Source organism: Citrobacter sp. Marseille-Q5395 (assembly GCF_947057495.1).
In the GTDB taxonomy this organism is placed as follows: Bacteria; Pseudomonadota; Gammaproteobacteria; order Enterobacterales; family Enterobacteriaceae; genus Citrobacter; species Citrobacter murliniae.
Window position 1 is genome coordinate 63,624 of the sequence record NZ_CAMSEL010000004.1, and the last position, 26,883, is coordinate 90,506.

Here is a 26,883-nt window from a genome sequence, read left to right on the forward strand (position 1 = left end):
TACATGAGAGTTACATTACGAACGCGCAATCAGTACAAGGGTTGATATCCGCCGACGCAGAGACCATATCGATGTCTCGTCGCCAGTGGAAGGTGAATCAACGCGCGGCGTATTCCTGGAAGAATCAAATTAGGTAAAGGTGAATATGGGTAAAGCTCTTGTCATCGTTGAGTCCCCGGCAAAAGCCAAAACGATCAACAAGTATCTGGGTAATGACTACGTGGTTAAATCCAGCGTCGGTCATATCCGTGATTTGCCGACCAGTGGCTCAGCAACTAAAAAGAGCGCCGACTCAACCTCCACCAAAACGGCTAAAAAGCCCAAAAAGGATGAACGTGGCGCTCTCGTCAATCGTATGGGTGTTGACCCGTGGCACAACTGGGATGCGCGCTATGAAGTGCTGCCTGGTAAAGAGAAGGTTGTTTCTGAACTGAAACAACTGGCTGAAAAGGCCGACCACATCTATCTCGCAACCGACCTTGACCGCGAAGGGGAAGCCATTGCATGGCACCTGCGGGAAGTGATCGGGGGCGATGACACCCGCTATAGTCGCGTGGTGTTTAACGAAATCACCAAAAATGCGATTCGTCAGGCGTTTGAAAAACCGGGCGAACTGAACATTGATCGTGTTAATGCGCAACAGGCACGCCGCTTTATGGACCGTGTCGTGGGCTATATGGTTTCGCCGCTGCTGTGGAAAAAGATTGCGCGTGGCCTGTCTGCCGGTCGCGTACAGTCGGTAGCCGTGCGGCTGGTCGTTGAGCGTGAACGCGAAATCAAGGCATTCGTACCAGAAGAGTTCTGGGAAATTGATGCTAATACCACCACGCCATCCGGCGATGCATTGCCGCTGGAAGTGACGCATCAGAACGATAAACCGTTCCGCCCGGTTAACCGCGAGCAGACGCTTGCCGCAGTAAGTTTGTTGGAGAAAGCGCGTTATAGCGTACTGGAACGTGAAGATAAGCCAACCAGCAGTAAACCTGGTGCGCCGTTCATCACCTCCACGCTACAGCAGGCTGCCAGCACGCGTTTGGGCTTCGGCGTGAAGAAAACCATGATGATGGCGCAGCGCTTGTATGAAGCAGGCTACATCACCTATATGCGTACTGACTCAACGAATTTGAGCCAGGATGCTGTATCTATGGTTCGTGATTATATCAGCGACAATTTTGGCAAAAAATATCTGCCGGAGAGTGCGAACCAGTACGCAAGTAAAGAGAACTCGCAGGAAGCGCACGAAGCAATCCGTCCTTCTGATGTCGCCGTGCAGGCGGAATCGCTGAAAGATATGGAAGCTGACGCGCAAAAACTGTATCAGCTGATCTGGCGCCAGTTTGTTGCCTGTCAGATGACACCGGCTAAATATGACTCCACCACGCTGACCGTGGGCGCAGGTGATTTCCGCCTGAAAGCGCGTGGACGTATTCTGCGCTTTGATGGCTGGACTAAAGTTATGCCAGCACTGCGTAAGGGCGATGAAGATCGTATTTTACCTGCAGTGGACAAAGGCGACGAGCTGACGTTAATCGAACTGACGCCAGCGCAACACTTCACCAAACCGCCAGCTCGTTTCAGTGAAGCGTCACTGGTTAAGGAACTGGAAAAACGCGGGATTGGTCGCCCATCCACCTATGCGTCGATCATTTCTACGATCCAGGATCGCGGCTATGTTCGGGTTGAGAACCGTCGTTTCTACGCTGAAAAAATGGGCGAAATCGTCACCGATCGTCTGGAAGAAAACTTCCGCGAACTGATGAATTACGATTTCACCGCACAGATGGAAAACAGTCTCGACCAGGTGGCTAACCACGAAGCCGAATGGAAGGGTGTGCTTGACAACTTCTTCAGTGATTTTACTCAGCAACTGGATAAAGCCGAGAAAGATCCTGAAGAGGGCGGCATGCGTCCTAACCAGATGGTACTGACCAGCATCGACTGCCCGACCTGTAGCCGTAAGATGGGTATTCGTACCGCCAGTACCGGTGTCTTCCTGGGCTGTTCCGGTTACGCACTTTCGCCGAAAGAACGTTGCAAAACCACCATTAACCTGGTGCCAGAAAACGAAGTGTTGAACGTGCTGGAAGGCGACGATGCAGAGACCAACGCCTTACGTGCGAAACGTCGCTGTCAGAAGTGTGGCACGGCGATGGACAGCTATCTCATCGATCCAAAACGTAAACTGCATGTATGTGGTAATAATCCTACTTGCGACGGTTACGAAATCGAAGAGGGCGAGTTCCGTATCAAGGGTTATGACGGTCCGATCGTTGAGTGTGAGAAGTGTGGCTCTGAAATGCACCTGAAAATGGGGCGTTTTGGTAAATACATGGCTTGTACTAATGACGAGTGTAAAAACACCCGTAAGATCCTGCGTAACGGTGAAGTGGCCCCGCCGAAAGAAGATCCCGTTCCGTTACCGGAGCTGCCTTGCGAAAAATCGGACGCGTATTTTGTGTTACGTGACGGCGCAGCTGGTATCTTCCTGGCCGCCAATACGTTCCCGAAATCACGTGAGACTCGCGCACCGTTAGTGGAAGAGCTGTACCGCTTCCGCGATCGTCTGCCGGAGAAACTGCGTTACCTTGCTGATGCACCGCAGACTGATCCAGACGGTAACAAAGCGATGGTACGTTTTAGCCGTAAAACTAAGCAGCAGTATGTTGCCGCTGAGAAAGACGGTAAAGCGACCGGATGGTCGGCGTTTTTCGTTGACGGAAAATGGGTGGAAGGTAAGAAATAACAGCCTGTCAGCTGGATTTCTCCTGAAAGGGTCGCGAAAGCGGCCCTTTTTTATTGAAGGGTTATTATTTTTTGTCATCTCTATACAGCTCAAATTTAAATGATATAGTGGTTATAGTTAATAAGTTTTTTATTATTAAATCGTATTAGCAGCGCGACACTGCCTGCTCTCAAACGATGATCTGATGGCGCTAATCTGGATGGTTTAACATGAAATTACAGCAGCTTCGCTACATTGTTGAGGTGGTTAACCACAACCTTAATGTTTCCTCAACGGCCGAAGGACTCTATACCTCTCAGCCTGGTATTAGTAAGCAAGTTCGTATGCTGGAAGATGAGCTTGGCATCCAGATTTTTGCCCGTAGCGGCAAGCACCTGACGCAGGTGACTCCGGCAGGGCAGGAAGTCATCCGTATTGCTCGAGAAGTTCTGTCTAAAGTGGATGCCATTAAGTCCGTTGCCGGTGAACATACCTGGCCGGATAAAGGTTCCCTGTACATTGCCACGACGCACACCCAGGCGCGTTACGCCTTGCCAAACGTGATTAAAGGCTTTATTGAGCGGTATCCACGTGTGTCTTTGCATATGCATCAGGGGTCGCCGACGCAAATTGCTGAAGCCGTTTCGAAAGGTAATGCGGATTTTGCCATTGCGACGGAAGCGCTGCACCTGTACGACGATCTGGTTATGTTACCGTGCTACCACTGGAATCGTTCGATCGTCGTCACGCCGGATCACCCACTGGCGGGTAAATCATCGGTTTCTATTGAAGAACTGGCGCAATACCCGCTGGTAACCTACACCTTTGGTTTTACCGGTCGTTCGGAGCTTGATACGGCGTTTAACAGAGCAGGTCTGGAGCCACGCATTGTCTTTACCGCGACCGATGCCGATGTGATTAAAACCTATGTAAGACTGGGACTGGGTGTGGGTGTTATTGCCAGCATGGCGGTCGATCCTGTGTCCGATCCTGACCTGGTACGTGTCGATGCGCATGATGTATTCAGCCATAGCACGACTAAAATCGGTTTTCGTCGCAGCACGTTCTTACGCAGTTATATGTATGATTTTATTCAGCGTTTTGCGCCACATTTGACCCGCGATGTGGTCGATACAGCGGTTGCATTGCGTTCTAACGATGACATTGAAGCCATGTTTAAAGATATTAAATTGCCAGAGAAATAATAACAGATGTTACCTCAACGGTATCGCTAAGCGCATAGCGATACCGCTGGGAAATCTGAATGTATTTATGATTATCCATAGGGTATATAAACCGTATATTATTTATGGGGAATACCCGCTAAAGTAGTGTTAAATTAGCAAGCTCGCCAAAAACCCTTTCAAATATTTATATCCGATCAAACAATTGATTTATTTACCTTACCGGATTCGAAAATTAACTGGCTTTTTTTCACCTTTTTCTTTAGGATTTCTCTCATCTGATGATTAATTGTACCAATTGTTTGGTGCCTAAATGATAAGTGATTTCGATAGTATGAGGTTAGCGATGCCTTCTGGAAACCAGCCACAACGCCGGGATCCCGCGCTGAAACGTAAAGCATGGTCCACGGTCTTTCTTGGCTCCGCAGTGTTCTGGATTGTGGTAGCGCTCGTGATTTGGCAAGTTTGGGGATAACCATGTCCGCGCAGGAACAACAATCCTCCTCTGTGCCATCTCATCAGGATAATGAGCAAGAGAAGGAGACCAACACTGAATATGTGATGGATATTCCCGATTCGTGGCAGCTCTCACCACAACAGCGGGCATTTATTGATTTGTTCGATGAAGAAGAACAGAAGAAATAATCAATGTGTAGTTCATAATAATTATTATTAACCTGTCTTTTTGAATTTGGGACGAATACGACGTCGCAGATCCCGTAGATAAAAAACAACGTGTAAGCGATTGCATAACGTACTCTGCTGCATATTCGCAACTTCCATATCTCCTTTACAGTTCATTTCTTTTTGCATAGTTCCCGGTCATTTTGCTGATCTCCTCTTTTATCAATTCGAGTTGTTATCAAAGCGTTACATTTTGTTTGTGTTATCTTTAATACTAACCCTGAGGAAAATCAGGGGATCCAACCCTGTCATTTAAGGAGGAGCTATGTCGTCGACCCTACGAGAAGCCAGTAAGGACACATTGCAGGTTAAAGATAAAACCTACCGCTACTACAGTTTACCTTTGGCTGCCAAATCACTGGGTGATCTCACCCGTTTACCGAAATCGCTTAAAGTCTTGCTGGAAAACCTGCTTCGCTGGCAGGACGGTGACTCAGTTACTGAAGAAGATATTCATGCTCTGGCGCGATGGCTGAACAATGCTCATGCCGATCGCGAAATTGCTTATCGACCTGCTCGTGTGCTGATGCAGGACTTTACTGGCGTGCCGGCAGTGGTTGATCTGGCGGCCATGCGCGAGGCGGTTAAGCGCCTGGGTGGTGATACGGCAAAAGTGAATCCGCTTTCACCTGTTGATCTCGTTATTGACCACTCGGTGACCGTCGATCGTTTTGGTGACGATGATGCTTTCGAAGAGAACGTCCGGCTGGAAATGGAGCGCAACCACGAGCGCTATGTGTTTCTGAAATGGGGACAGCAGGCATTCAGCCGCTTCCGTGTTGTGCCGCCGGGGACGGGGATCTGTCACCAGGTCAATCTTGAATACCTGGGAAAAGCGGTCTGGAGTGAACTGCAAAATGGCGAGTGGGTGGCTTACCCGGACACGCTGGTCGGTACAGATTCCCATACCACGATGATCAATGGCCTTGGCGTACTGGGCTGGGGCGTTGGTGGGATTGAAGCCGAAGCCGCCATGCTGGGACAGCCCGTTTCGATGCTGATCCCGGACGTTGTCGGCTTCAAACTTGTTGGGAAATTACGTGAAGGGATCACTGCTACCGATCTGGTTCTGACCGTTACCCAGATGTTGCGTAAACACGGCGTGGTCGGAAAATTTGTGGAATTCTATGGCGACGGCCTGGATACCCTACCGTTGGCTGATCGGGCGACCATTGCGAATATGGCCCCAGAATATGGTGCAACCTGTGGTTTCTTCCCGATAGATGGCGTGACCCTCGAATACATGCGGCTGAGTGGTCGTAGCGAAGAACAGGTTGAACTGGTTGGTGCCTATGCCAAAGCGCAGGGGATGTGGCGCAACCCTGGTGATGAGCCGGTATTTACCAGCTCTCTGGAACTGGACATGGGCGATGTGGAAGCAAGCCTGGCGGGACCAAAGCGTCCGCAGGATCGCGTTGCATTAGGGGATGTCCCGAAAGCTTTTGCGGCAAGCAATGAACTTGAGGTGAATAGTTCGCAGAAAGACCGTCAACCTGTGGATTATGTGCTGAATGGGCATCAATATCAGTTGCCGGACGGTGCTGTGGTTATTGCGGCAATCACCTCCTGTACCAATACCTCGAACCCGAGTGTATTGATGGCGGCAGGACTACTGGCGAAAAAAGCGGTCACACTCGGTCTGAAACGCCAGCCGTGGGTGAAAGCCTCGCTGGCACCAGGCTCAAAGGTGGTTTCTGATTATCTGGCGCAGGCAAGACTCACACCGTACCTTGATGAGCTGGGATTCAATCTGGTTGGCTATGGCTGTACCACCTGTATTGGCAATTCAGGTCCGTTACCTGACCCAATCGAAACTGCGATTAAAAAAGGTGATCTGACGGTGGGGGCCGTACTTTCCGGCAACCGTAACTTTGAAGGTCGAATTCATCCGCTGGTAAAAACGAACTGGCTGGCGTCGCCGCCGCTGGTGGTTGCCTATGCGCTGGCGGGAAATATGAACATTGATCTGACGAAAGAGCCGCTCGGACATGACAGAAATGGTGACCCGGTTTATCTGAAAGATATCTGGCCATCTGCACGGGAAATTGCCCGTGCTGTTGAACAGGTCTCTACTGAGATGTTCCATAAAGAGTATGCGGAAGTGTTCGAAGGAACACCTGAATGGAAAACCATCAATGTTGACCGTGCCGACACCTATGGCTGGCAGTCCGACTCGACCTATATTCGCTTATCGCCATTCTTTGATGGCATGCAGGCTAAACCGGATCCGGTACAGGATATTCATGGGGCACGAATCCTGGCGATGCTTGGGGATTCCGTGACGACTGACCATATTTCACCCGCAGGCAGCATTAAACCGGACAGTCCGGCAGGGCGTTATCTTCAGAACCACGGCGTTGAGCGCAAAGATTTTAACTCTTACGGTTCACGACGTGGAAATCACGAAGTGATGATGCGCGGTACGTTCGCCAATATTCGTATTCGTAACGAAATGGTGCCGGGCATTGAAGGGGGAATGACTCGTCATTTGCCGGGGACAGAAGTTGTGGCTATTTACGATGCCGCAATGCGTTATCAACAAGAGAAGGTTCCGTTAGCCGTGATTGCCGGCAAAGAATATGGCTCGGGCTCCAGTCGAGACTGGGCAGCGAAAGGACCACGTCTGCTGGGCATTCGGGTAGTTATCGCGGAATCCTTTGAGCGAATTCACCGCTCTAATCTGATAGGTATGGGGATCCTGCCTCTGGAGTTCCCACAAGGCGTCACGCGAAAAACACTCGGATTAACCGGTGATGAAGTGATTGATATTACGGAATTGCAAGATATAAAACCGGGTGCAATTATTCCGGTGAATATGGTGCGGGCAGATGGCAGTAAAGAAGTGATTTTGTGTCGTTGTCGTATTGATACCGCCACGGAATTAACCTACTACCAGAACGACGGTATTTTGCACTATGTCATTCGTAATATGCTGAACTAAAATGCGAAAAAGCCTGCAAATTAACTGCAGGCTTTTTTATATGCCGAATTATTCGACAATTATGTGAAATCACTCGCTCAATAAGTGACCCATTTTGGCGGCTTTGGTGTCCAGATAATGTTCATTTTTGGGGTTGCGGCCAACAATCAGTGGTACACGCTCAACAATATTGATACCGGCTTCCGTCAGGATTTCAACTTTCTTCGGATTATTGGTCAACAAACGCACTTCGTCGACACCCAACAGCTTAAACATATCGGCACACAGAGTGAAATCTCGCTCATCTGCCGCGAATCCCAGCTGATGGTTGGCTTCAACGGTGTCATAGCCTTGATCCTGGAGCGCATAGGCGCGGATCTTGTTAAGCAGACCGATATTGCGACCTTCCTGGCGGTGATAGAGCAGAATACCGCGTCCTTCTTCAGCAATATGTGTGAGCGCGGCTTCAAGCTGGAAACCACAATCGCAACGCAGGCTGAACAGTGCGTCGCCGGTCAGACATTCGGAATGGACGCGAGCCAGGACAGGCGTCTGGCCTGAGATATCGCCAAAAACCAGTGCGACATGATCGTGTCCGGTTGCCAGTTCTTCAAATCCCACCATCAGGAAATCACCCCATGGGGTTGGCAGTTTGGCTTCTGCCACACGTTTAAGCTGCATGTATTTCTCCAGATTATGCTGGCACCCTGAGTGCCGTCGCCTGTTGGCTTCTGTATTGCGCTATTTTGCCATAAGGCGATGGTGTTCACCTAATTGCGACAACGCATTCGTTTTTGGAATGGCACAAAATTGTCAATTTTCCCGATACATACTTTTTTCAGTTATGATTGTGAGACTTATCGACGAAAGGAGATGCAATGCTGTCTATTGCAAAGCGGACCGCCTCAGGAGCCGCACTGTTGCTGATCATGCCTGTTTCAGTATGGATATCGGGTTGGGAATGGCAACCAGGCCACAATGTCTGGTGGTTAAAATCCTTATATTGGATAACAGAAACGGTGACTCAGCCCTGGGGGATCATTACGCATGTCGTTCTCTGTGCCTGGTTTTTGTGGTGTCTGAGATTTCGTCTGAAAGCTGCACTTATGCTGTTTACTATCCTGGCAGGGGCAATATTACTGGGCCAGGGTGTGAAATCCTGGGTTAAAGACCGGGTACAGGAACCCCGGCCATTTGTTATTTGGCTGGAAAAAACACACCATGTTCCTGTTGATGAGTTCTACACTTTAAAACGTAAAGAACGTGGGCACTTAGTAAAAGAACAACTGTCAGGACAGCAGGATGTTCCAACGTTTTTGCGTAAGCACTGGCAAAAAGAAACGGGATTTGCCTTTCCCTCCGGGCATACGATGTTTGCTGCAAGCTGGGCTTTACTGGCGGTAGGATTGTTGTGGCCGCGTAGACGTACTCTGACAATTGTTTTCTTGCTCATCTGGGCGACTGGAGTAATGGGCAGCCGCTTGCTTCTGGGAATGCACTGGCCACGTGATTTAGTCGTCGCAACGTTGATATCCTGGCTGCTGGTGACACTGGCAACCTGGCTTGCACAGCGGGTATGCGGGCCATTAACACCGCCTGCGCAAGAGAAGCAGGAAATAGCAGAGCGCGAGCAAGAAAGCTGACGACGATTGATTTTTCGAAATTTGCCCTCAAATCATAACGTGTAAGGCGCTTTTCCGTTTCGCACTCGTCGTGAAAATGGTAATTTAAAAGGCTTAACGCGGTAAGTTGTTCACGATTTATTCGCTCAAACCACATAACGGGAAGTAATGTGAAATATTTACTCATTTTCTTACTGGTGTTGGCGATTTTTGTTATTTCGGTGACATTAGGTGCGCAAAACGATCAACAGGTAACGTTTAACTATCTGCTGGCTCAGGGTGAGTATCGTATATCTACGCTGCTTGCTGTATTGTTTGCTGCAGGTTTTGCTATTGGTTGGTTAATTTGCGGCCTTTTCTGGCTGAAGGTTCGTGTGTCTCTTGCGCGTGCCGAACGTAAAATCAAACGACTGGAAAACCAGCTTGCGCCTGCGACCGACGTTGCGGTATCTGCCGACTCGTCGGTTGTGAAGGAATAAATATTTATGCTGGAGTTGTTGTTTCTGCTTTTGCCTGTAGCCGCTGCCTATGGGTGGTATATGGGTCGCAGAAGTGCGCAACAAACAAAGCAGGATGAAGCTAACCGTCTGTCGCGTGACTACGTCGCCGGGGTTAACTTCCTCCTCAGCAATCAACAAGATAAAGCGGTGGATTTGTTCCTCGATATGCTGAAAGAGGATACAGGCACCGTTGAGGCTCATCTCACCCTCGGAAACCTGTTCCGCTCTCGCGGTGAAGTCGATCGTGCAATCCGCATCCATCAAACTCTTATGGAAAGTGCATCGCTGACCTATGAGCAGCGTTTACTGGCGGTTCAGCAATTAGGACGCGACTACATGGCCGCGGGTTTATATGACCGCGCGGAGGACATGTTTAATCAGCTGACCGATGAAACGGATTTCCGCGTGGGCGCATTGCAGCAATTATTGCAAATTTACCAGGCAACCAGCGAATGGCAGAAAGCCATTGATGTGGCGGAACGTCTGGTCAAACTCGGCAAAGATAATCAGCGTATAGATATCGCGCATTTTTACTGTGAACTGGCCTTACAGCAAATGGGTAGCGACGATATGGATCGCGCCATGACGTTGCTGAAAAAAGGGGCTGCGGCCGATAAAAACAGTGCCCGCGTTTCCATCATGATGGGGCGCGTGTATATGATGAATGGGGAATATGCAAAGGCAGTCGAAAGCCTGCAACGCGTAATTTCTCAGGATAAAGAGCTGGTCAGCGAAACGCTGGAAATGCTGCAAAGTTGCTATCAGCAGCTCGGTAAGAATGATGAGTGGGCGGAGTTTTTGCGTCGTGCAGTTGAGGAAAATACCGGTGCTGCCGCTGAGCTGATGCTGGCTGATATCCTTGAAGCTCGCGAAGGCAGTGATACCGCTCAGATCTACATTACCCGCCAGTTACAACGTCATCCCACAATGCGCGTTTTCCATAAGCTGATGGACTATCACCTTAATGAAGCGGAAGAAGGGCGCGCCAAAGAAAGTCTGATGGTTCTGCGTGATATGGTCGGTGAGCAGATCCGCAGTAAGCCACGCTATCGTTGCCATAAATGTGGATTTACAGCTTATACGCTGTACTGGCATTGCCCGTCCTGCCGTTCGTGGTCAACCATTAAGCCAATTCGCGGCCTTGATGGACAGTAATTTAAAAAAATGCCTTGTTTAGTTACAACATACTAATGAGTGGTTATCATTCACAGTGTCAAACACCTGTGCCACATCGCCTCGCAGAAATGTAAACGCGCCTGTTAATTTTCTATTACCGCAGGTAGAATGCACGCCGTTTACCCATTTTGTGCCGCAAGCGGCGCCATCTTCAAGAAGGTCTGGTCATGACGTTTACTGCTTCATCTTCTTCCCGTGCTGTTACTGATTCTCCTGTCGTTGTCGCTCTGGATTACAATAACCGCGATAAAGCGTTAGCTTTTGTCGACAGAATTGATCCTCGTGATTGCCGTTTGAAAGTGGGCAAAGAGATGTTCACGCTTTTTGGACCGCAGTTGGTTCGGGACTTACAACAGCGTGGATTCGACGTCTTTCTTGATTTGAAATTTCATGATATTCCCAATACTACGGCGCATGCCGTTGCAGCGGCGGCAGATCTTGGTGTGTGGATGGTAAACGTTCATGCTTCAGGCGGGGCACGCATGATGACTGCAGCGCGTGAAGCATTGGTACCTTTCGGCAAAGACGCTCCGCTACTGATTGCAGTGACGGTTCTGACCAGTATGGAAGCCAGCGATCTGGCAGACCTTGGTGTGACATTGTCACCGGCTGAGCATGCCGAAAGACTGGCACGTTTAACCCAGAATTGTGGGCTGGATGGTGTTGTATGCTCGGCGCAGGAGGCGGTACGATTCAAGCAAGCGTTTGGTCAACCGTTTAAACTGGTCACCCCGGGGATTCGCCCTGCAGGTAGTGAGGCAGGTGATCAACGCCGCATTATGACGCCAGAGCAGGCGCTTTCCGCTGGTGTAGATTACATGGTGATTGGTCGTCCGGTCACACAGTCGAATGATCCGGCGCAGACCTTGAAGATGATCAATGCCTCCCTGAAACGAGGTGCATAAATGAACGACTCTAATTCTCGCCTGGTTTACTCAACTGAATCCGGACGTATTGATGAACCCAAAGTGGTGCCTGACCGCCCGAAGGGTGATGGCATTGTCCGTATTCAGCGTCAAACTAGCGGTCGGAAAGGTAAGGGTGTTTGCCTGATTACCGGGATTGATCAGGATGATGCTGAATTGGTTAGATTAGCCGCTGAGCTGAAGAAAAAATGTGGCTGTGGTGGTGCAGTGAAAGATGGCGTAATAGAAATTCAGGGTGATAAACGCGACCTGATAAAATCGTTGCTGGAAGCCAAGGGAATGAAAGTTAAATTGGCGGGCGGTTAATCAAAAAAAGCCACGGAATTCGACCGTGGCTTTTTTATAAATAACGAACTAATGGTACAGAGCTGAGAAAAGTAAACGTCTTATTATATCGAGCCAGTCAACAGTAGATTATTTACCCACCTGATGGCCAATAATACCACCTACCGCAGCACCACCCAGCGTCCCCAGCGTGCTGCCATCCGTCAGGACTGCACCACCGATAGCACCTGCACCAGCACCGATCGCGGTGTTACGGTCACGTTTGGACCAGTTGGAGCAAGCGCTCAGAGACATTGCCAGAGTAATCGCCAGAACAGCAGCGGTCATTTTTTTGCTCGTTACAAACATAATACTTTCTCCTGAATTATTGATTCACGGGATCCAGTTCTCTTTAATGATACGCCATATCAGGACGATTAAAGATATTTCCGTGAACTATGTTGCGCAGGGATGACAACTAAATCACGCAGGTGATAGTCACTTCCTGTTATATCGCTAATAGTAATTTTACGACTTTATCCTGTTAACGACAGGTAAAAAGTCTTAATTGGACCGTCAGATAAGTCTCAGAGAGAAGATGATTTGCCTGCTGACAAATCATCTGGTGAAGTATTATGCTTGGGTATCAATGATGTTTACCGTTAAACCCGAGTGTTCTAGCTGCATTTGCACGCTGGCACTGAGTTTTGCATCCGTCACTACGCGGCTGAACCGATCTAACGGACCCAGTGTGTAAGGGTGAATTGCCTCAAATTTTGAGCTGTCGGTAAGCACAATCACCTCTGCACCTTTTTCCAGCACAGCATTGACTACGTCAGAGCGCATCATGTCGCGGCCGGTAAAGCCGGTATCAGCCTGCCAGCCATCAATACCGATAAATGCCTTACTAAAGTGAACCTGCTGAATAAACTGGCGAGTTAGCGGTCCGACCATGCTTTCACTTTTTTTCTGATAGATCCCACCGAGAAGAATGACTTCACAGGGAGTTTCTTTGAGCAGATGAGCGATATAGCTGCTGACCGTAATGATGGTGACGTCTTTTTGTTCCGCCAGTGTTCTGGCCAGAAGCGCATTACTGCTGCCATTCTCAATAAAGACTGATTCGCCAGGATTGACCAGTGATGCGGCAAATTCGGCCAGTTCACGTTTCAGCGTGAAATTGGTCATCATGCGCGTTTCTACATCATCACTGTTCAATGAGACAGCGAAGCCGTGCGCACGGCGTAAATAACTCTGTTTTTCCAGTGTGTTCAGATCCTGTCGAATCGTCACTTCTGAAACGCCGGTGACTTTAGCAAGCTCAGCTACACTCATCTGGCCTTTATCGGTCACCATCTGCAAAATAGATTGTTGTCGGGAATTCATAGTATTAATTTTTTATAGCGATATCGTATCGGAAATTAAACGGAGACTGCGTTATCTGAAATCTGATGATAGCAATCACATACAGAGAACGATGCCATCAGATCTCCCACGGGGCCCTGGCTTTTTTTGACAAAGATTCTGTATCTTCTTTGACCGTATTTAACAGTTCAGCCTTAAGAATCTCGAGGTTGTGGATGGCTGAGTGGTAATCGCCAGCAACGAGGATATCCAGCACGGTATCAATACGTTCGGCCAGACGCTGTGCGTCGATATCAGACATGTTCGTCATCCTAATGTCAAAATAGTTAGAATTTCATGATGCAGAAATTCATGACAAAAGAGAAGGGAAAAATAGTATTATCCCGAACGATTGGAGAATAATATATATTCTGTAATTACATACAGATATGATCCATCCAGGAATGTCCATTTTTCCATATTCAATATGTTTACTCCTTCCGCTTTAACGCAACTTTTTATTCAGATAACGCTTATACCAGCGTTCAAATGCGGCGGCCGGCATTGGCTTGGCGAACAAAAAGCCCTGACGCTCGTTGACACCGTTCTTGGTCAGAAAGGCGTCCTCTTTCGCGCTTTCAACACCTTCGGCTATGACTTGTAGATTCAGCGCTTGCGCCACCGCGACAATGGCTCGTACCAACGACTGTGAAATAGATTGTTTGTGAATATCTCTAACAAAGGCCTGATCCAGTTTGATCGCATCAAGTGGGAAGCGGGCAAGTTGCGACAGTGATGAGTATCCTGTCCCAAAATCATCCAAATGAATCTGCGCCCCAAGCTGGCTAAACTGCTGAATAACCGACAGTGCAAGTTGTTCATTTTCAATCAAACTGCTTTCTGTTAGCTCGACGTCGATTGGACAATATTCAAAATTCAGTTCATGAAGTACCTGCTTCAAATCGGTAAAAAGGGTCTGGTCGGCAAGCTGACGAGCCGATACGTTTACCGCTACACGCAGATTTATTCCCTTATCACGCCATTTAGCCACCTGGCGCACGACGTCCAGAATAACCCAGCGTCCCAGCGGAACAATCAGCCCCGACTCTTCGGCATAAGAGATAAACTCCAATGGTGGGATTAGCCCGCGCTCGGGCGATTGCCAACGCACCAGAGCCTCCACGCTACGTACTTCGCCACGCCATGTTATTTTCGGCTGGTAATGAATAAGCAATTGATCATTTTCCAGGGCTTTACGCAGATTGGTATCCAGCCAAAGGTATTCGAATACCCGTTGATTCATTTCAGGGGAGAATACGCAAAATTGTCCGCGGCCACCTTCTTTGGCTGTATACATTGCCGTATCTGCATTGCGAATTACACTTTCGCTATCATTTCCATGCTGAGGGGCGAGGGAAATACCAATAGAACATCCGGTATACACTTCAATAAGGCCGATACGGAAAGGCAGACGCAGGCGTGTCAAAATACGCGATGCCGTGGCCTCCAGTGCACTCTGGGACGTTTTAGTGGCAAGGACAATAAACTCATCGCCGCCAAAACGGGCCAATAATTGATCTTCCTCGAGACAACTGAGGATTGCCAGCGACACGCTCTGTAACAGCTGATCGCCAAACATGTGCCCGTAGGCATCGTTAACCTTTTTGAAATTATCCAGATCGAGGTAAACAATACCTACCTGAGTGTCTCCCGCGTTGTCGATCGCCTCGCTAATCAATTCATGAATTGCGTTACGGTTGGGTAATCCGGTAATGGAATCGGTATTCGCCAGCACGCGCAGACGCTCCTGAGCGCGTCGTTCTTCAGTGATGTCGGTACCTGAACAGATCAGGAAAATTTCGTTCTTACCGCTGCCGTTATGCACAAACTTATTGCGAAACAGAAACAGGCGCTGACCCTTACAGGTCTTCACCCACCGTTCGACTTCATACGAATTGCCTTCGCGAAAAAAAACGTCGATGTTACGTCTTGAAGCGGCGGCTTCACGGCGGCTCATAAAGAGTGTGAAGACGCTTTGCCCGATCACTTCGCGCTCTCTTAGCCCGGTGTACTCTTCGCACAATCGATTAAATCGCTGAATATTGCCCTGACGGTCAAGGATAACGATAACTGAATTAGCCTCAGAGACGACCTGTTCAGCAAAAGAGAGTCCTTGTGCCAGATCGCGCGCAACAGAAGGGGTGTCATCCCACGCGGATGCGCTACCGGCCCATTCGCGTTTATTAATTTTCCGTCCGACCAGGTGAACGGGAATATCATCATCATCAATGGGAAGAGTCATTAACAGGCTGGACGTAATGACTGTCATCTCCCGAATACGATCGGCTTGTTCCGGTGAAAGCTCGATGGTTTGGTCTGTATCAGTCGCTTCGGCGATAGAAAAATGCAGGATGTTGCAATCCTCTGACAAACGCCAGTAGGGGGTGTGAGTGCCTATATAGCTATACAACGTAACCCTCTCCCGAACGTCTTTCATGATGTGTACTATCCCGTTTAAAGCGCATACAGCCACAAAAATAAGGGTAGCCATGATTCATACAGGTTGATTATGGCTGAACGTATTGTTTTATTTATATATTTATGTGTAATCCAGATTCAGGAAAAAGCAAAGTCAGTGTGCTGAAAATAGAAAAAATAATTCTGACTGGATGAAAGAAGTGTAGTGCGTGGCAGCTAATTGCGCGGAAAAAAAGAAAACGGCCTTTTCGTTACAGAAAAAGGCCGTTGAATCGATGTTTGTTACACGGCAGGACGAGCGATAACGCTGCGGGTTTCCATCCGAACTTCAGCAATAGTTACGTCAATCACGTCAGTGACTTTGTAAACCACTTCACCTTTAATTTGCACCGTGCCGCTTTCCTGGCTACATACCAGTTCATCGCGGACAGCGTGCAGGAATGGTGCCGGAATAAATGCAACAGCGCCATTATCGACTAAACGAACGCGCATACCGCCACGGCTGACGTCAATGATTTCAGCTGCAAAACGGATATCGGTATCGACTTTGTCCTTCAGGAAACGCGCGTACAGCCAGTCACCTACATCACGTTCGGCCATACGGTTCAGGCGACGACGGTCTGCCATTTGCAGGGTGATATCATCCTGCGGACGAGCGATGGTTTCACCTTTGATAACAGCCTTCAGCAGGCGGTGGTTGATCATATCGCCATACTTACGGATAGGGGAAGTCCATGTGGCATATGCTTCCAGACCTAACCCAAAGTGCGGTCCTGGCTCGGTGCTAATCTCTGCATAAGACTGGAACCGGCGAATACGGCTGTCGAGGAAACCAGAAGGCTGGGCATCCAGCTCACGACGCAGTTTGCAGAAGCCTTCCAGGGTTAATACTTCTTCGGCATCGACGTGCATACCATGGGTTTTCAACAGTGCGGCCAGCGCTTCAGCATTCGCCGGATCGAATCCCATGTGTACGTTATAAATACCAAAGCCCAGTTTGTCGCGAAGCACACGTGCCGCACAAATATTTGCCGCAATCATGGACTCTTCCACAATACGGTTTGCGATGCGGCGCGGCTCAGCCACGATGTCCAGGACTTCACCTTTTTCACCCAGAACAAAACGATAATCCGGGCGATCTTTAAATACCAGAGCATGGTTATGACGCCATTCACCACGGCTGAGGCAAATGCGCTGTAGCAGACGGATCTGACCGGCAATCGCGTCGTTTTCAGGCTGCCAGTCCCCGGTGCCTTCCAGCCAGTCGGAAACGTTGTCATACGCCAGCTTGGCTTTGGATTCGATAGTGGCTGCAAAGAAGGTGATGTTGTCCTCGATCGTACCGTCAGCAGCAATAATCATGCGACAAGCCAGAACCGGACGAACTTCGTTAGCGCGCAGGGAACACAGGTCGTCGGACAGTTCGCGCGGTAACATCGGAATATTGAATCCCGGCAGATAGTTGGTGAACGCACGAGTTTTCGCCGCGTTATCCAGCTTGCTGCCTTCAGCAATCCAGGCAGTAGGATCGGCAATTGCAACGGTTAATTGCAGTTTACCGTCAGCCAGCTCTTCGGCATACAACGCATCATCCATATCTTCAGTGCTGGCACTGTCGATGGTGACGAAATGGAGAGCAGTTAAATCCTGACGTTCCAGACCTTCATCCAGCATTTCGGTGGCCACGCCATCCGGTGCTTCTTTTTCGAGGTTATGGCGCGCCAGTGTGACCCACCATGGGACGAAGTGATCGTCAGCAAAGGTGATAAACTGAGTTAATTCAGCATAGAAGGTGCGGTCGCCTTTCAGCGGATGACGGCGCATTTCAGCTACCGCCCAGTCACCCTCTTTAAATTCGTGTTCCACACCGCGAGCAGCGCGGCAGGGAATAGCATCTTTCAGTAACGGATGATCCGGTACAATGGACAAACGGCCATTCTTGCCCTGAACTTTACCCACGAAGCGAGTCAGGAACGGTTCGACCAGTTCTTCCGGCTCGGCAGACTCGCGATCTTTTTCCGTATGGATAACCGCGACAATGCGGTCACCATGCATCACTTTTTTCATCTGCGGCGGTGGAATAAAATAGCTTTTTTGTGCATCGACTTCCAGGAAGCCAAAGCCTTTTTCCGTGGCTTTTACCACCCCTTCAGCACGTGGCGTTTGGGAATGTAGTTGCTGTTTAAGCTGCGCTAGCAGCGGGTTGTCCTGAAGCATAATTGTCTATTTTCGTGGCCAAAAGAGCGGCTGACAGTTTTACGCGAATCTGCCTGGCGCAGCAAGCGCTCTTTCAGTAAATGGATCGGTTAATGAGTCTCGCCCAGTGCGATTTTCAAGCGATTCAACCATCCGCACAATCCGCTCCAGGCCAGTAGGTTAATAGCCTGTTCTGAAGAGATACCCTGATCGAGTAACGGGGTTAGCAGTGCGGCGCTAAAACGATCGGGCGCCCGGGTCAGCCATTGTACCGCCTGTAGGGTTACGCGCTCAACTGGATGTCGCTGCTCCCAGCGCTGTAATTCGCGCTCCTCATCGCGAAGTAAAGCGATGACGTCGGCCATTTCATGCACCGAATGTGCGTATTCATTAAAGCAGGCAACGCTGCCATTAATACGTGCAGTCAGCAGAGTGGTCAGTGAAAACGCTCTTGATTGCACATCAGTGCGCAGTGAGCTGATGACCAGTGATTTGAGTACCGCCAGTATTTCGGGAGAATGAGCCAGTAACGGTGTCAATGCGCGCAGTTCGGGGGGCGAGTGATCCGGGGGCTGCTGACGAGCGGGACAATATTCGACCGGGAAGGATGCGGCATGCCATTTTGCATTGGCATCATTAAATGCTGACGCTAGCGCGTATTGTTGTACATCAAGTCCCGGTATCCGGCGAGCAGGGTGACCAAAGTATGCCTGAAAAATAGCTACTGCACGGGCCTGAAAACCCACAAATCCAATTATCTGATTGATCAGAATAATATCGCCGGTTGTCAGACCAACCTCATCCAGATGCTGGCGAGCACGCGCGTTAATAACGGAGGGTGAACTGGCGAGTTGGCGAGCATATTGGGTGATTTGCGCTAGCCGGTGATTGCTCTCCCGCGAGGAGTCCGGGCCTGGAAGTGGTGTTAAACGCGCCGCATAGTGATTACACAATCGCTGGACGCCGTAAACCTGGGCGACAGTTAAAGCGGTGCTCATACGTTCATAGGCGCTGAATGTATGCAACTGACTCTGGGTAACGTGAGCAGGGAAAAGATGACAGGCAAGTTTACGGGCAGGTTCTAACCAGGACTGAAAGGGTAAAAGCGCGACTTCGGGTATCGTCAAATCCAGTAAAAAACTGTCCTCGACGTGCGCGGCTTCAGGCACCAGTGGCAGGGCATCTTGCGGATACCTGCTGGACTGAGTTTCATGATACCAGTGGCTTTTGCCTTCAATTCGGCGTTGTTCCATGGGCGATCCTTGGTCTAAAAAGTGGCGACCCGGATACGTCGTCATACCCATACGCCGGATCGTTTGTGCTGCATTATCCTGGCGTAAGCGGATGAGGGGATGAAAGACTGTTAGGTGATAATAAATATCAGAAAAGTATATATGGCAGAATGTAGAAGGGCGGAAGAATGGAAAATCATGGGCGACGCAACGCCGCCCATGGAGGTGGTCTGAAAGATTATTTCAGTTCCAGTTCGTTCATTGCAGCGATGCTGAAGCCACCGTCAACGTGAACGACTTCACCGGAGATACCGCCAGACAAGTCGGAGCACAGGAATGCTGCGGAGTTGCCCACATCTTCAATGGTAACAGTGCGGCGAATCGGGGTAACCGCTTCACAATGTGCCAGCATTTTACGGAAATCTTTAATACCGGATGCCGCCAGAGTACGGATAGGACCTGCGGAGATTGCGTTAACACGCACACCTTCAGGACCCATCGCGTTAGCCATGTAACGCACGTTCGCTTCGAGGGAAGCCTTCGCCAGACCCATAACGTTGTAGTTCGGGATTGCGCGCTCTGCGCCCAGGTAGGACAGAGTCAGCAGAGCAGAGCCTGGGTTCAGCATAGTACGGCATGCTTTAGCCATCGCAACAAAGCTGTAGGCGCTGATGTCATGAGCGATTTTAAAGCCTTCGCGGGTGACAGCATTCACATAGTCGCCATCCAACTGATCAGCCGGTGCAAAACCGATGGAGTGCACGAAACCGTCGAATTTCGGCCAGGTTTTGGCCAGCTCAGCGAACATGGTGTCGATACTGGCGTCTTCAGCCACATCGCACTGCAGGACGATGCTGGAATCCAGTTGAGCTGCAAATTCTTCCACGCGGCCTTTCAGTTTGTCGTTCTGGTAGGTGAACGCCAGTTCAGCCCCTTCACGATGCATCGCCTGCGCGATACCCCATGCGATGGACAGTTTACTGGCAAGACCGGTCACCAGAATGCGCTTACCGGAAAGAAAACCCATAGCTTTAATCCTTATAGTCATTACTTATTTTTTAGCAATCAATGAGTTATGATTGCAATTTCAAGGTCACTCGAAATTGGTCTGAAATTATATCCCACTCTCTGCCCCTTGTGTCACGATCTTTCTCTGCGATTCACCACACGGTTACTGGCAGCAAAAAGTATTTCAGGGGGCTGTAGAGTTGTAGTCAGTTATGAGCGGCCTGTCGCTATACATTGCACGTGAGGAGTATATCACTCCCCCCTGGTTCTGCCTCATCCAACCAGCGAAGGACAGGGCGGCAAGGTGACAGTACTAAGGCCCTGAATAGCTAAAATGACATGATTTTATCGCTAGTCGATGTTTATAAACATATCAATGTAAGAAGATTCTTAAAACAAAAATAATGACCATATTCAGTTCGTTATGATATATTGTTTTTATCGATCAATATCTATGTATTGATCGATATTATTGATTGATTGTAATTAGAAGTGCATTATCAGGATGTTATGATCAATTGGAGTGGTCTTATGCACTATCATTTCATCGCGGAACCGATGAGAGACACAATGGATAAGTTGCTGGGTGTTGAGATGCTCACCCGGTTTACTTCAGACACGGTTCACCCGTTACATTCAGATTTCATCATTACAGCGTGGAGTGGTGAACAAAAACGTCATTTTCTGCTCGAACAAATAAAGTTAATCGCTCAAAAGCGAGACTGGTTTGAGAAAAATAACCTTTTCTGCACGCTTAATCTCATTGACGAAATGGCGCTTCTGGCGATTGGCGACCCTGTCATTACATCTGCATTACATGCAATGCCATTTATTGCTCTGCAACTCTCAGAACGATTCTTGTCGAATACAGCATGCCTGAATAATCTGTTAATTAACTCTCTTGGTGATGGTCCAAATGCATTGTGGCTGGGCGATCTGGGGTCTGGCTGCGTCGGGGCGAATCCGCTGGTTAGCGGCGGTTTTGATGTTGTGAAAATGGATCGTAACTTCTTTCTCGCCCAGGTAGAAAAGCCCATGTTTCCGGTTCTCATAAAAAATATCCGGGAATACTGTGATCATGTTGTGGTCGAGGGAATTGACGATGCCCGGTTTATCGACGAAGTCATCAACGCTGGAGTATGGGCGATACAGGGAACTGTATTCCCATCGATCACTTTTACCGATGTAGAAGCGCTAATGCCGGTAAGTGTCTACCATTAAAGGCAAAAAAGAGCCCTCCGGCAGAGGAGGGCATTTGTCCTGCTAACGGTCTTTTCGCCAGGCATCCGCAGTGAGTGCCTCGCCGAAATGCCCGGAAATCAGGCGACGAGTCAGCTCATGCAGGGGAGAGGCAAGAACATCCGCTGTACTACCGCGCTCAACAACTTCTCCCTGATGCATGACCAGTACCTGATCGCTGATGTGTTTCATCATTCCAATATGCTGAGTTACATAAATATATGAAATTCCTTGTTTTTCCTGTAACTCCAGCATCAAATTAATCAGTTGTGAGCGCATCGACATATCGAGAGATGCCAGGGCTTCATCCGCGATGATTACTTTAGGGCGCAAAATAAGAGCGCGGGCGAGCCCCAGACGCTGTTTTTGCCCAGGGGCCAGCATATGCGGGTAGTAGCTGACGTGATCGGGTAGTAGACCGACCATCCGCATCGTTTCAATAATCTGTTTACGCCGCTGCTCTGGCTCCAGATCGGTGTTGAGACGCAGCGGGAAATCGAGGATTTGCGAGATACGCTGGCGCGGGTTAAGTGATGTTGAGGGATCCTGGAAAATCATGCGAATACGCTGGCTACGGAAGGAATAATCGCCGTACTTTAGCGGGTGATCGTCAATCAGCAGTTCGCCGCTGGTAGGCTCAACCATCCCCGCCAGCATTTTTGCCAGCGTGGATTTGCCTGAGCCGTTTTCGCCAATGATGGCAAGAGTTTGTCGCTCACGCAGGGTAAAACTCAGGGGCTTGACGGCCTCGACGGTCTGGCGACGAAACAAGCCGGTCCGGTAGCGAAAGGTTTTGCTCAGATTACGTACTTCGAGCAGTGTTTCTACCATCTCACTCTCTCTCCATGTTCAGCGGGAAATGACAGGCGTAGAGATGATTCTTTGCTCCGGTCAGTCGTGGGGTTTCAATACATTCGCGTTGTGCATAAGGGCAACGTGGTCCCAGGCGGCAACCAATAGGCAATTGCTCTAACAATGGAATTGCTCCCGGCATGGTATTCAGTCGGCTTTTGTGAGGCATCGGACTACCAAAGTCAGGAATGGCACGGATCAACGCCTGGGTATAGGGATGATGCGGAATTGTCACCAGATCTTTACTGGGGGCGGTTTCCACCGTTTGTCCGCAGTACATTACGTTGATTTTGTCTGCCCATTGGCTAAGCATTTGCAGGTCATGGCTGATCAGTAAAATGGTGGTATTGCTGTTTTGATTCAGCCGGGTCAGCAGACGGAAAATTTGAGCCTGCGTCGTGGGTTCCATCGCGTTAGTGGGTTCATCGGCAATCAGCAGGCGCGGCTGGTTAGCCAGTGCGATTGCAATCATCACTTTCTGGCACTCGCCGTCCGTCAGCTCATAGGGGAAGCTGCGCATTGCGTCTTTATGATCTTTGATCCCGACACGGTGCAGCAGCTCAATTGCACGGCGTTTACGCCAGCCAATACGTTGCCACCAGCGCCCTTTATAGGTCCAGGCCGGGATATTTTGCATTAGTTGCCGCCCAATACGTTCAGACGGATCGAGACATGATTGCGGCTCCTGAAAGATCATGGAAACGTTATGACCGACCAGTTTACGTCGCTCACGAGCGGAAAGACGCAGCAGATCGATATCGTCAAAGCGCATACGGTCGGCAGTAACGCGCCAGTTGTCTTTGGCTACTCCGCAGATGGCTTTGGCGATGAGACTTTTACCCGATCCGGATTCACCTACCAATCCACGGATCTCGCCTTCATTCAGCGTCATGCTAACACGGTCAACTGCCTTCACCCATTCGTCGCCGGTCCTGAACTCAATAGTCAGGTTGCGGATATCCAGTAATGGCATTATTCCACCCCCGCAATAATCGCGCGACGTACGCCGTCACCTAACAGGTTAACCAGCAGCACACTGATCATAATTGCCGCCCCCGGCAGCATTACCGTCCACGGCGCGACGTAAATCAACTCCAGCGCGTCGCCGAGCATAGCTCCCCATTCCGGCGACGGGAGCTGTGCACCGAGATCCAGAAAGCCCAGTGCGGCAATGTCCAGAATCGCCATCGACAGTGCGCGAGTGATTTCGGTGATAAGTCCGGCGGTAATATTGGGCAGAATCGCAAACCACAAAATATTGAGCGTTGTGGCACCGTCCAGGCGCGCAGCGATGACATACTCTTTTTCCAGCTCGTCGTGCACCATGCTGTAGACGGAGCGTACCATGCGTGGCAACAACGCCAGCCAGACAGCAAACATCGCGTGAGTCAGGTGCGGTCCGGCAAACGCCACCACAATAATCGCCAACAGCAGTGAAGGAATAGAGAGGAGGGTATCCAGAATATGGTTCAGCACGGCGGAGCGTAAACCGTGCGTTGCTCCGGCTAATACTCCTAATACCAGACCACACAGCGTGGCGGCGAGCGTTACGACAAATGCACCACCCACGGTAGGAGCCGCGCCGCTAAGCAGGCGGCTTAACACGTCACGCCCCAGATCGTCAGTCCCAAGGAAGAATGACACTTCGCCATAGCGTGACCAGGAAGGAGGCAGCAGTTGATATCCCAGAAATTGCTGATCGATACCATAAGGTGCGAACCAGCCACCAAAAATACACAGTATCATCAGTCCCGCGCAGCCATACAGGCCGACCATCGCAGGAGCATCACCATAAAAATTGCGCCAGGCGGTGCGTAGCGTACCGGGCGGGCGCTTTTCGGTGTATACGCTATCGTAAGGCATACCATTCCTTATGTTTCAGAGGGTTAGCCATGGCACCCAAAATATCAGAGATAACGTTAACAATAATAACCAGAGAACCAATCACCATAACGCCCGCAGAAATTGCGGCGTAATCCTGTTGACGAATCGCGTTAATCAGCCAGCGGCCAAGCCCAGGCCAGCTAAAGACCATCTCAGTAATCATTGCCAGAGTCAGCATGGTAGAAAACTGTAAACCAAGACGCGGGATCACCGGCGGCAGAGCATTATGCAGCACATGACGTCTCAGGATCGTTAACCGCGACAGGCCGCGGGTGGCTGCTGCTTTCACGTAGTTCTGATCGAAAACTTCAATAGTGCTGATGCGCATTAGACGAATGACTTCGGTTGTTGGCGCGACGGAGAGCGTCAATACGGGGAGCACCATATGTCGGATTGCACTGACCACCATTTCATCACGCCAGGGCGAATCGGAGATCCACGCGTCGATAATGGCAAAACCTGTGACGGGTTTGACTTCGTAGAGCAGATCAAAGCGGCCTGATACCGGCAACCAACCGAGCGTAAGTGAAAAGAGTAATGTCAGCAGTAGCGCCAGCCAAAAAACCGGAATAGAAAAGCCCATCAGAGCAATAGCACTGATGCAACGATCCTGCCATTTATTACGCGTTATGCCTGCCAGCATGCCGATAGGGATCCCTACCATCAGCGCAAAGCCAAAGGCCAGAATGCACAACTCCATCGTGGCAGGAAACACCTCTTTCAGTTGTTCTGAAATCAACTGTCCGTTGATACTGGAAACACCAAAATCCCAGTGAATTAAGCCATTAAACCAGAATACCCATGCGTTCCACAGCGATGCGCCTTGCAGAGGTGCATGGGGGGTAAAATAGCTCAGGCTAAACCCGATAAATGTCAGGAAGAAAAGGGTTACCAGGAGCAATAAAAAACGCCGCAGGGTGAAGATAATCATGGTTTTTTCACCTCATCTTTCTTTTCCCTGGAAACTCCGGCAAAGGAGGCATTACCAAACGGACTCAGCACCAGTCCTTTGATGTCGTAGCGATAGGCCTGCAGGCGTAGTGAAGATGCCAGTGGCAGAATCGGGAGCTCTTTTGCCAGAATATTTTGTGCTTCGTCATAGGCGTCAATGCGTGAGGCGAGCTGCTGTGAAGACAGCGCCTTGCGCAGAACGTTATCAAACTCCGGATCACACCAATGGGCAAAGTTGGTCTGCGAGTTAATGGCGGCGCAGCTCAGTAGCGGTCGGAAAAAACTGTCAGGATCGTTACTGTCTGTCGCCCAGCCGGACAACGTCAGATCATGGTTCATATCCATTAATCGCGCCTCCTGAAAACGACCTTCTACCGGGACGATTACCACTTTTACGCCAACCTGCGCCATGTCTGCCTGGATCAATTCTGCGGTTTTCAATGGACTCGGGTTCCAGGCCTGAGAGCTGGTGGGTACCCAAAGTTGTAACGTTAAGTTCTCCAGCCCCAGCGCTTTAAGCTGTTCGCGAGATTTTGCCGGGTTGTATTCTGTAATTTTAGCTTCGTTGTCATAAGCCCACGAGGCGCGAGGTAAAATAGATGCCGCTGTTTCCGCCGTACCGTAGTAGATCGACTGCATCAGACGTTGGTTGTTGATCGCCAGTGCCAGCGCATGACGAACGGCAGGATTATTCAGTGGAGGTTTGTCCGTATTAAACGCCAGATAGGCAATGTTCATTCCCGGTCGCAGCGTCAGACGCAGACGCGGGTCATCACGTAAAATACTGAGCTGGCTGGCGGCAGGCCAGGCCAGAACATCGCACTCTCCGGTGAGCAGTTTTGATAAACGCCCCGTGCCACCCGAGCCGAGATCAACGACCACCTGCGGCATTAAAGGCTTACCGCGCCAGAAATTATCGTGACGTTGCAGACGAATATATTGCCCGGCGCGATTTTCTGAAAGCTGGAACGGCCCGGTGCCGACAGGCTGCCTGTCCAGTAATTCCTGGCGATCCTGTTTTGCCAGCGTTGAGGCGTATTCAGCCGACATGACGGAGGCGTAGTGCGTTGCAAGGTGCCACAGGAAAGAAGCGTCGGGTTGGGTCAGACGAAATTCGACGGTGTTGTTGTCCAGCTTACGCACACTTTGTACGTTATCGGCAAACTGGAGGCTGTCGAAGTAGGGGAAGCTACTGCCATTTACGTTATGCCATGGGTTCTGGCGATCAAAGATTCGCTCGAAGGTAAATACCACATCGTCCGCATTTAGCTTACGTGTTGGGGTAAACCAGGCCGTCTTTTGAAACGGTACGTCTCGGCGCAGATGGAAACGGTAGGTTGCACCGTTGTCCAGCACTTCCCAGCTCTCTGCCAGTTCAGGAACCAGTCGATAAGTGTAAGGATCCACATCAAGCAGCCGGTCATAGAGCTGGGCGGCCAGCGTGTCGACAATCAGACCACTGCTGGCTTTTTGTGGGTTGAATGTGTTGACCTGCCCGCTGACGCAATAGACAAAGCCGCTGTCACGAATATCAGCGTGCGTGGTCTGCTCAGGCGCAGCAACTGCCTGACCACTCAGAAGTTCAGCCATCACGATCAGAGATGATAAAACCAGGCGCATAATTTTTAAGGGATTATATATAAAGAAGCTATCTTACTAATATTTAATGACATTTGCCATTACCGTTTGTGTTTGGGGGTA

The 26,883-nt window shown here is 49.8% G+C and carries 24 protein-coding genes; 11 read left to right on the top strand and 13 right to left on the bottom strand.

Features of this window, described 5'->3' with window-relative positions; translation table 11 throughout:
* Positions 1–145: 145 nt before the first annotated feature.
* The 5 genes from topA to acnA all read left to right on the top strand — a co-directional run bounded on the left by topA (position 146) and on the right by acnA (position 7,531).
* Positions 146–2,743, top strand: a complete 2,598-nt coding sequence (topA, locus tag OH663_RS05355; protein WP_045443510.1) for a type I DNA topoisomerase — start codon at positions 146–148, stop codon at positions 2,741–2,743.
* Between the two features lie 209 nt (positions 2,744–2,952).
* A complete protein-coding gene (cysB, locus tag OH663_RS05360) occupies positions 2,953–3,927 on the top strand; it encodes an HTH-type transcriptional regulator CysB (protein ID WP_045443507.1) in 975 nt (324 codons plus the stop codon).
* 313 nt (positions 3,928–4,240) lie between these two features.
* Complete coding sequence (locus tag OH663_RS05365; RefSeq protein ID WP_223306996.1) at positions 4,241–4,381, top strand: YmiA family putative membrane protein; 141 nt, start codon at positions 4,241–4,243, stop codon at positions 4,379–4,381.
* A 2-nt stretch (positions 4,382–4,383) separates the two neighbouring features.
* Positions 4,384–4,551, top strand: coding sequence for a hypothetical protein (locus OH663_RS05370; RefSeq protein WP_190284562.1), 168 nt, complete (start codon positions 4,384–4,386; stop codon positions 4,549–4,551).
* A 304-nt stretch (positions 4,552–4,855) separates the two neighbouring features.
* On the top strand, positions 4,856–7,531 hold the full coding sequence (gene acnA / locus OH663_RS05375) for an aconitate hydratase AcnA (RefSeq protein WP_045443497.1): 2,676 nt from the start codon (positions 4,856–4,858) through the stop codon (positions 7,529–7,531).
* A 69-nt stretch (positions 7,532–7,600) separates the two neighbouring features.
* On the opposite strand, the gene ribA is transcribed toward acnA, so the two are convergent.
* Positions 7,601–8,191: a GTP cyclohydrolase II gene (gene ribA, locus OH663_RS05380; RefSeq protein ID WP_005126450.1), complete on the bottom strand. Its 591-nt coding sequence runs from the start codon at positions 8,189–8,191 to the stop codon at positions 7,601–7,603.
* 197 nt (positions 8,192–8,388) lie between these two features.
* Between ribA and pgpB the strand changes: the two genes are divergently transcribed.
* The 5 genes from pgpB (at position 8,389) to yciH (ending at position 12,040) form a co-directional block, all read left to right on the top strand.
* Entirely contained in the window at positions 8,389–9,153 is a 765-nt protein-coding gene (pgpB, locus tag OH663_RS05385) for a phosphatidylglycerophosphatase B (protein WP_200010929.1), read from the top strand.
* Positions 9,154–9,302: 149 nt separating this feature from the next.
* Positions 9,303–9,611 carry a LapA family protein gene (locus OH663_RS05390; RefSeq protein WP_006684318.1) on the top strand — a complete coding sequence of 103 codons (309 nt, stop codon included), beginning with the start codon at positions 9,303–9,305 and terminating at the stop codon, positions 9,609–9,611.
* A 6-nt stretch (positions 9,612–9,617) separates the two neighbouring features.
* Positions 9,618–10,787, top strand: a complete 1,170-nt coding sequence (gene lapB, locus OH663_RS05395) for a lipopolysaccharide assembly protein LapB (RefSeq protein WP_045443489.1) — start codon at positions 9,618–9,620, stop codon at positions 10,785–10,787.
* 188 nt (positions 10,788–10,975) lie between these two features.
* The gene (gene pyrF, locus OH663_RS05400; protein WP_045443475.1) at positions 10,976–11,713 is read left to right on the top strand and encodes an orotidine-5'-phosphate decarboxylase; all 738 of its coding nucleotides are present in this window, start codon (positions 10,976–10,978) and stop codon (positions 11,711–11,713) included.
* The gene (gene yciH, locus OH663_RS05405; RefSeq protein ID WP_200010926.1) at positions 11,714–12,040 is read left to right on the top strand and encodes a stress response translation initiation inhibitor YciH; all 327 of its coding nucleotides are present in this window, start codon (positions 11,714–11,716) and stop codon (positions 12,038–12,040) included.
* Between the two features lie 108 nt (positions 12,041–12,148).
* Here yciH and osmB read toward each other — a convergent pair whose 3' ends face one another.
* The 7 genes from osmB to fabI form a co-directional block, all read right to left on the bottom strand.
* Positions 12,149–12,367, bottom strand: coding sequence for an osmotically-inducible lipoprotein OsmB (osmB, locus tag OH663_RS05410; protein ID WP_045443469.1), 219 nt, complete (start codon positions 12,365–12,367; stop codon positions 12,149–12,151).
* Positions 12,368–12,631: 264 nt separating this feature from the next.
* Positions 12,632–13,384 carry a DNA-binding transcriptional regulator YciT gene (gene yciT / locus OH663_RS05415; protein WP_045443466.1) on the bottom strand — a complete coding sequence of 251 codons (753 nt, stop codon included), beginning with the start codon at positions 13,382–13,384 and terminating at the stop codon, positions 12,632–12,634.
* A gap of 97 nt (positions 13,385–13,481) precedes the next feature.
* Positions 13,482–13,664 (bottom strand): YciZ family protein, encoded by a 183-nt coding sequence (locus OH663_RS05420; protein WP_045443463.1) that lies wholly within the window; start codon positions 13,662–13,664, stop codon positions 13,482–13,484.
* Between the two features lie 183 nt (positions 13,665–13,847).
* A complete protein-coding gene (gene pdeR / locus OH663_RS05425) occupies positions 13,848–15,839 on the bottom strand; it encodes a cyclic di-GMP phosphodiesterase (RefSeq protein ID WP_045443460.1) in 1,992 nt (663 codons plus the stop codon).
* A gap of 263 nt (positions 15,840–16,102) precedes the next feature.
* A complete protein-coding gene (locus OH663_RS05430) occupies positions 16,103–18,037 on the bottom strand; it encodes an exoribonuclease II (protein ID WP_263525698.1) in 1,935 nt (644 codons plus the stop codon).
* Positions 18,038–18,126: 89 nt separating this feature from the next.
* Positions 18,127–19,269: a carboxymuconolactone decarboxylase family protein gene (locus tag OH663_RS05435; protein ID WP_200010921.1), complete on the bottom strand. Its 1,143-nt coding sequence runs from the start codon at positions 19,267–19,269 to the stop codon at positions 18,127–18,129.
* Positions 19,270–19,486: 217 nt separating this feature from the next.
* The gene (fabI, locus tag OH663_RS05440; RefSeq protein WP_200010918.1) at positions 19,487–20,275 is read right to left on the bottom strand and encodes an enoyl-ACP reductase FabI; all 789 of its coding nucleotides are present in this window, start codon (positions 20,273–20,275) and stop codon (positions 19,487–19,489) included.
* A 512-nt stretch (positions 20,276–20,787) separates the two neighbouring features.
* On the opposite strand from fabI, the gene OH663_RS05445 reads away from it, so the two are divergent.
* Positions 20,788–21,477: an EAL domain-containing protein gene (locus OH663_RS05445; protein WP_045449640.1), complete on the top strand. Its 690-nt coding sequence runs from the start codon at positions 20,788–20,790 to the stop codon at positions 21,475–21,477.
* A 42-nt stretch (positions 21,478–21,519) separates the two neighbouring features.
* Here the strand turns inward: OH663_RS05445 and sapF are convergent, their stop codons facing one another.
* From sapF to sapA, 5 genes are read right to left on the bottom strand one after another with little or no spacing between them, the layout of a single operon-like run.
* The gene (gene sapF, locus OH663_RS05450) at positions 21,520–22,326 is read right to left on the bottom strand and encodes a peptide ABC transporter ATP-binding protein SapF (protein WP_048221389.1); all 807 of its coding nucleotides are present in this window, start codon (positions 22,324–22,326) and stop codon (positions 21,520–21,522) included.
* A gap of 1 nt (position 22,327) precedes the next feature.
* The gene (gene sapD, locus OH663_RS05455; RefSeq protein ID WP_045443447.1) at positions 22,328–23,320 is read right to left on the bottom strand and encodes a peptide ABC transporter ATP-binding protein SapD; all 993 of its coding nucleotides are present in this window, start codon (positions 23,318–23,320) and stop codon (positions 22,328–22,330) included.
* The gene (gene sapC, locus OH663_RS05460; RefSeq protein ID WP_045443444.1) at positions 23,320–24,210 is read right to left on the bottom strand and encodes a peptide ABC transporter permease SapC; all 891 of its coding nucleotides are present in this window, start codon (positions 24,208–24,210) and stop codon (positions 23,320–23,322) included. The genes sapD and sapC overlap by 1 nt, the downstream gene beginning before the upstream one ends.
* On the bottom strand, positions 24,197–25,162 hold the full coding sequence (gene sapB / locus OH663_RS05465; protein ID WP_045443441.1) for a peptide ABC transporter permease SapB: 966 nt from the start codon (positions 25,160–25,162) through the stop codon (positions 24,197–24,199). Before sapB ends, sapC begins: the two co-directional genes overlap by 14 nt.
* Positions 25,159–26,802, bottom strand: coding sequence for an ABC transporter substrate-binding protein SapA (gene sapA / locus OH663_RS05470; protein ID WP_200010915.1), 1,644 nt, complete (start codon positions 26,800–26,802; stop codon positions 25,159–25,161). Before sapA ends, sapB begins: the two co-directional genes overlap by 4 nt.
* Between the last annotated feature and the right edge of the window lie 81 nt (positions 26,803–26,883).

Coding starts and splice junctions, on each gene's coding strand:
- osmB (WP_045443469.1), bottom strand. CDS start 12,367: ATGTTTGTAACGAGCAAAAAAATGACCGCTGCTGTTCTGGCGATTACT.
- lapB (WP_045443489.1), top strand. CDS start 9,618: ATGCTGGAGTTGTTGTTTCTGCTTTTGCCTGTAGCCGCTGCCTATGGG.
- yciH (WP_200010926.1), top strand. CDS start 11,714: ATGAACGACTCTAATTCTCGCCTGGTTTACTCAACTGAATCCGGACGT.
- pyrF (WP_045443475.1), top strand. CDS start 10,976: ATGACGTTTACTGCTTCATCTTCTTCCCGTGCTGTTACTGATTCTCCT.
- OH663_RS05370 (WP_190284562.1), top strand. CDS start 4,384: ATGTCCGCGCAGGAACAACAATCCTCCTCTGTGCCATCTCATCAGGAT.
- OH663_RS05420 (WP_045443463.1), bottom strand. CDS start 13,664: ATGTCTGATATCGACGCACAGCGTCTGGCCGAACGTATTGATACCGTG.
- OH663_RS05365 (WP_223306996.1), top strand. CDS start 4,241: ATGAGGTTAGCGATGCCTTCTGGAAACCAGCCACAACGCCGGGATCCC.
- OH663_RS05445 (WP_045449640.1), top strand. CDS start 20,788: ATGCACTATCATTTCATCGCGGAACCGATGAGAGACACAATGGATAAG.
- acnA (WP_045443497.1), top strand. CDS start 4,856: ATGTCGTCGACCCTACGAGAAGCCAGTAAGGACACATTGCAGGTTAAA.
- pdeR (WP_045443460.1), bottom strand. CDS start 15,839: ATGAAAGACGTTCGGGAGAGGGTTACGTTGTATAGCTATATAGGCACT.
- OH663_RS05435 (WP_200010921.1), bottom strand. CDS start 19,269: ATGGAACAACGCCGAATTGAAGGCAAAAGCCACTGGTATCATGAAACT.
- sapA (WP_200010915.1), bottom strand. CDS start 26,802: ATGCGCCTGGTTTTATCATCTCTGATCGTGATGGCTGAACTTCTGAGT.
- sapD (WP_045443447.1), bottom strand. CDS start 23,320: ATGCCATTACTGGATATCCGCAACCTGACTATTGAGTTCAGGACCGGC.
- OH663_RS05430 (WP_263525698.1), bottom strand. CDS start 18,037: ATGCTTCAGGACAACCCGCTGCTAGCGCAGCTTAAACAGCAACTACAT.
- ribA (WP_005126450.1), bottom strand. CDS start 8,191: ATGCAGCTTAAACGTGTGGCAGAAGCCAAACTGCCAACCCCATGGGGT.
- pgpB (WP_200010929.1), top strand. CDS start 8,389: ATGCTGTCTATTGCAAAGCGGACCGCCTCAGGAGCCGCACTGTTGCTG.
- fabI (WP_200010918.1), bottom strand. CDS start 20,275: ATGGGTTTTCTTTCCGGTAAGCGCATTCTGGTGACCGGTCTTGCCAGT.
- yciT (WP_045443466.1), bottom strand. CDS start 13,384: ATGAATTCCCGACAACAATCTATTTTGCAGATGGTGACCGATAAAGGC.
- sapF (WP_048221389.1), bottom strand. CDS start 22,326: ATGGTAGAAACACTGCTCGAAGTACGTAATCTGAGCAAAACCTTTCGC.
- cysB (WP_045443507.1), top strand. CDS start 2,953: ATGAAATTACAGCAGCTTCGCTACATTGTTGAGGTGGTTAACCACAAC.
- sapC (WP_045443444.1), bottom strand. CDS start 24,210: ATGCCTTACGATAGCGTATACACCGAAAAGCGCCCGCCCGGTACGCTA.
- sapB (WP_045443441.1), bottom strand. CDS start 25,162: ATGATTATCTTCACCCTGCGGCGTTTTTTATTGCTCCTGGTAACCCTT.
- topA (WP_045443510.1), top strand. CDS start 146: ATGGGTAAAGCTCTTGTCATCGTTGAGTCCCCGGCAAAAGCCAAAACG.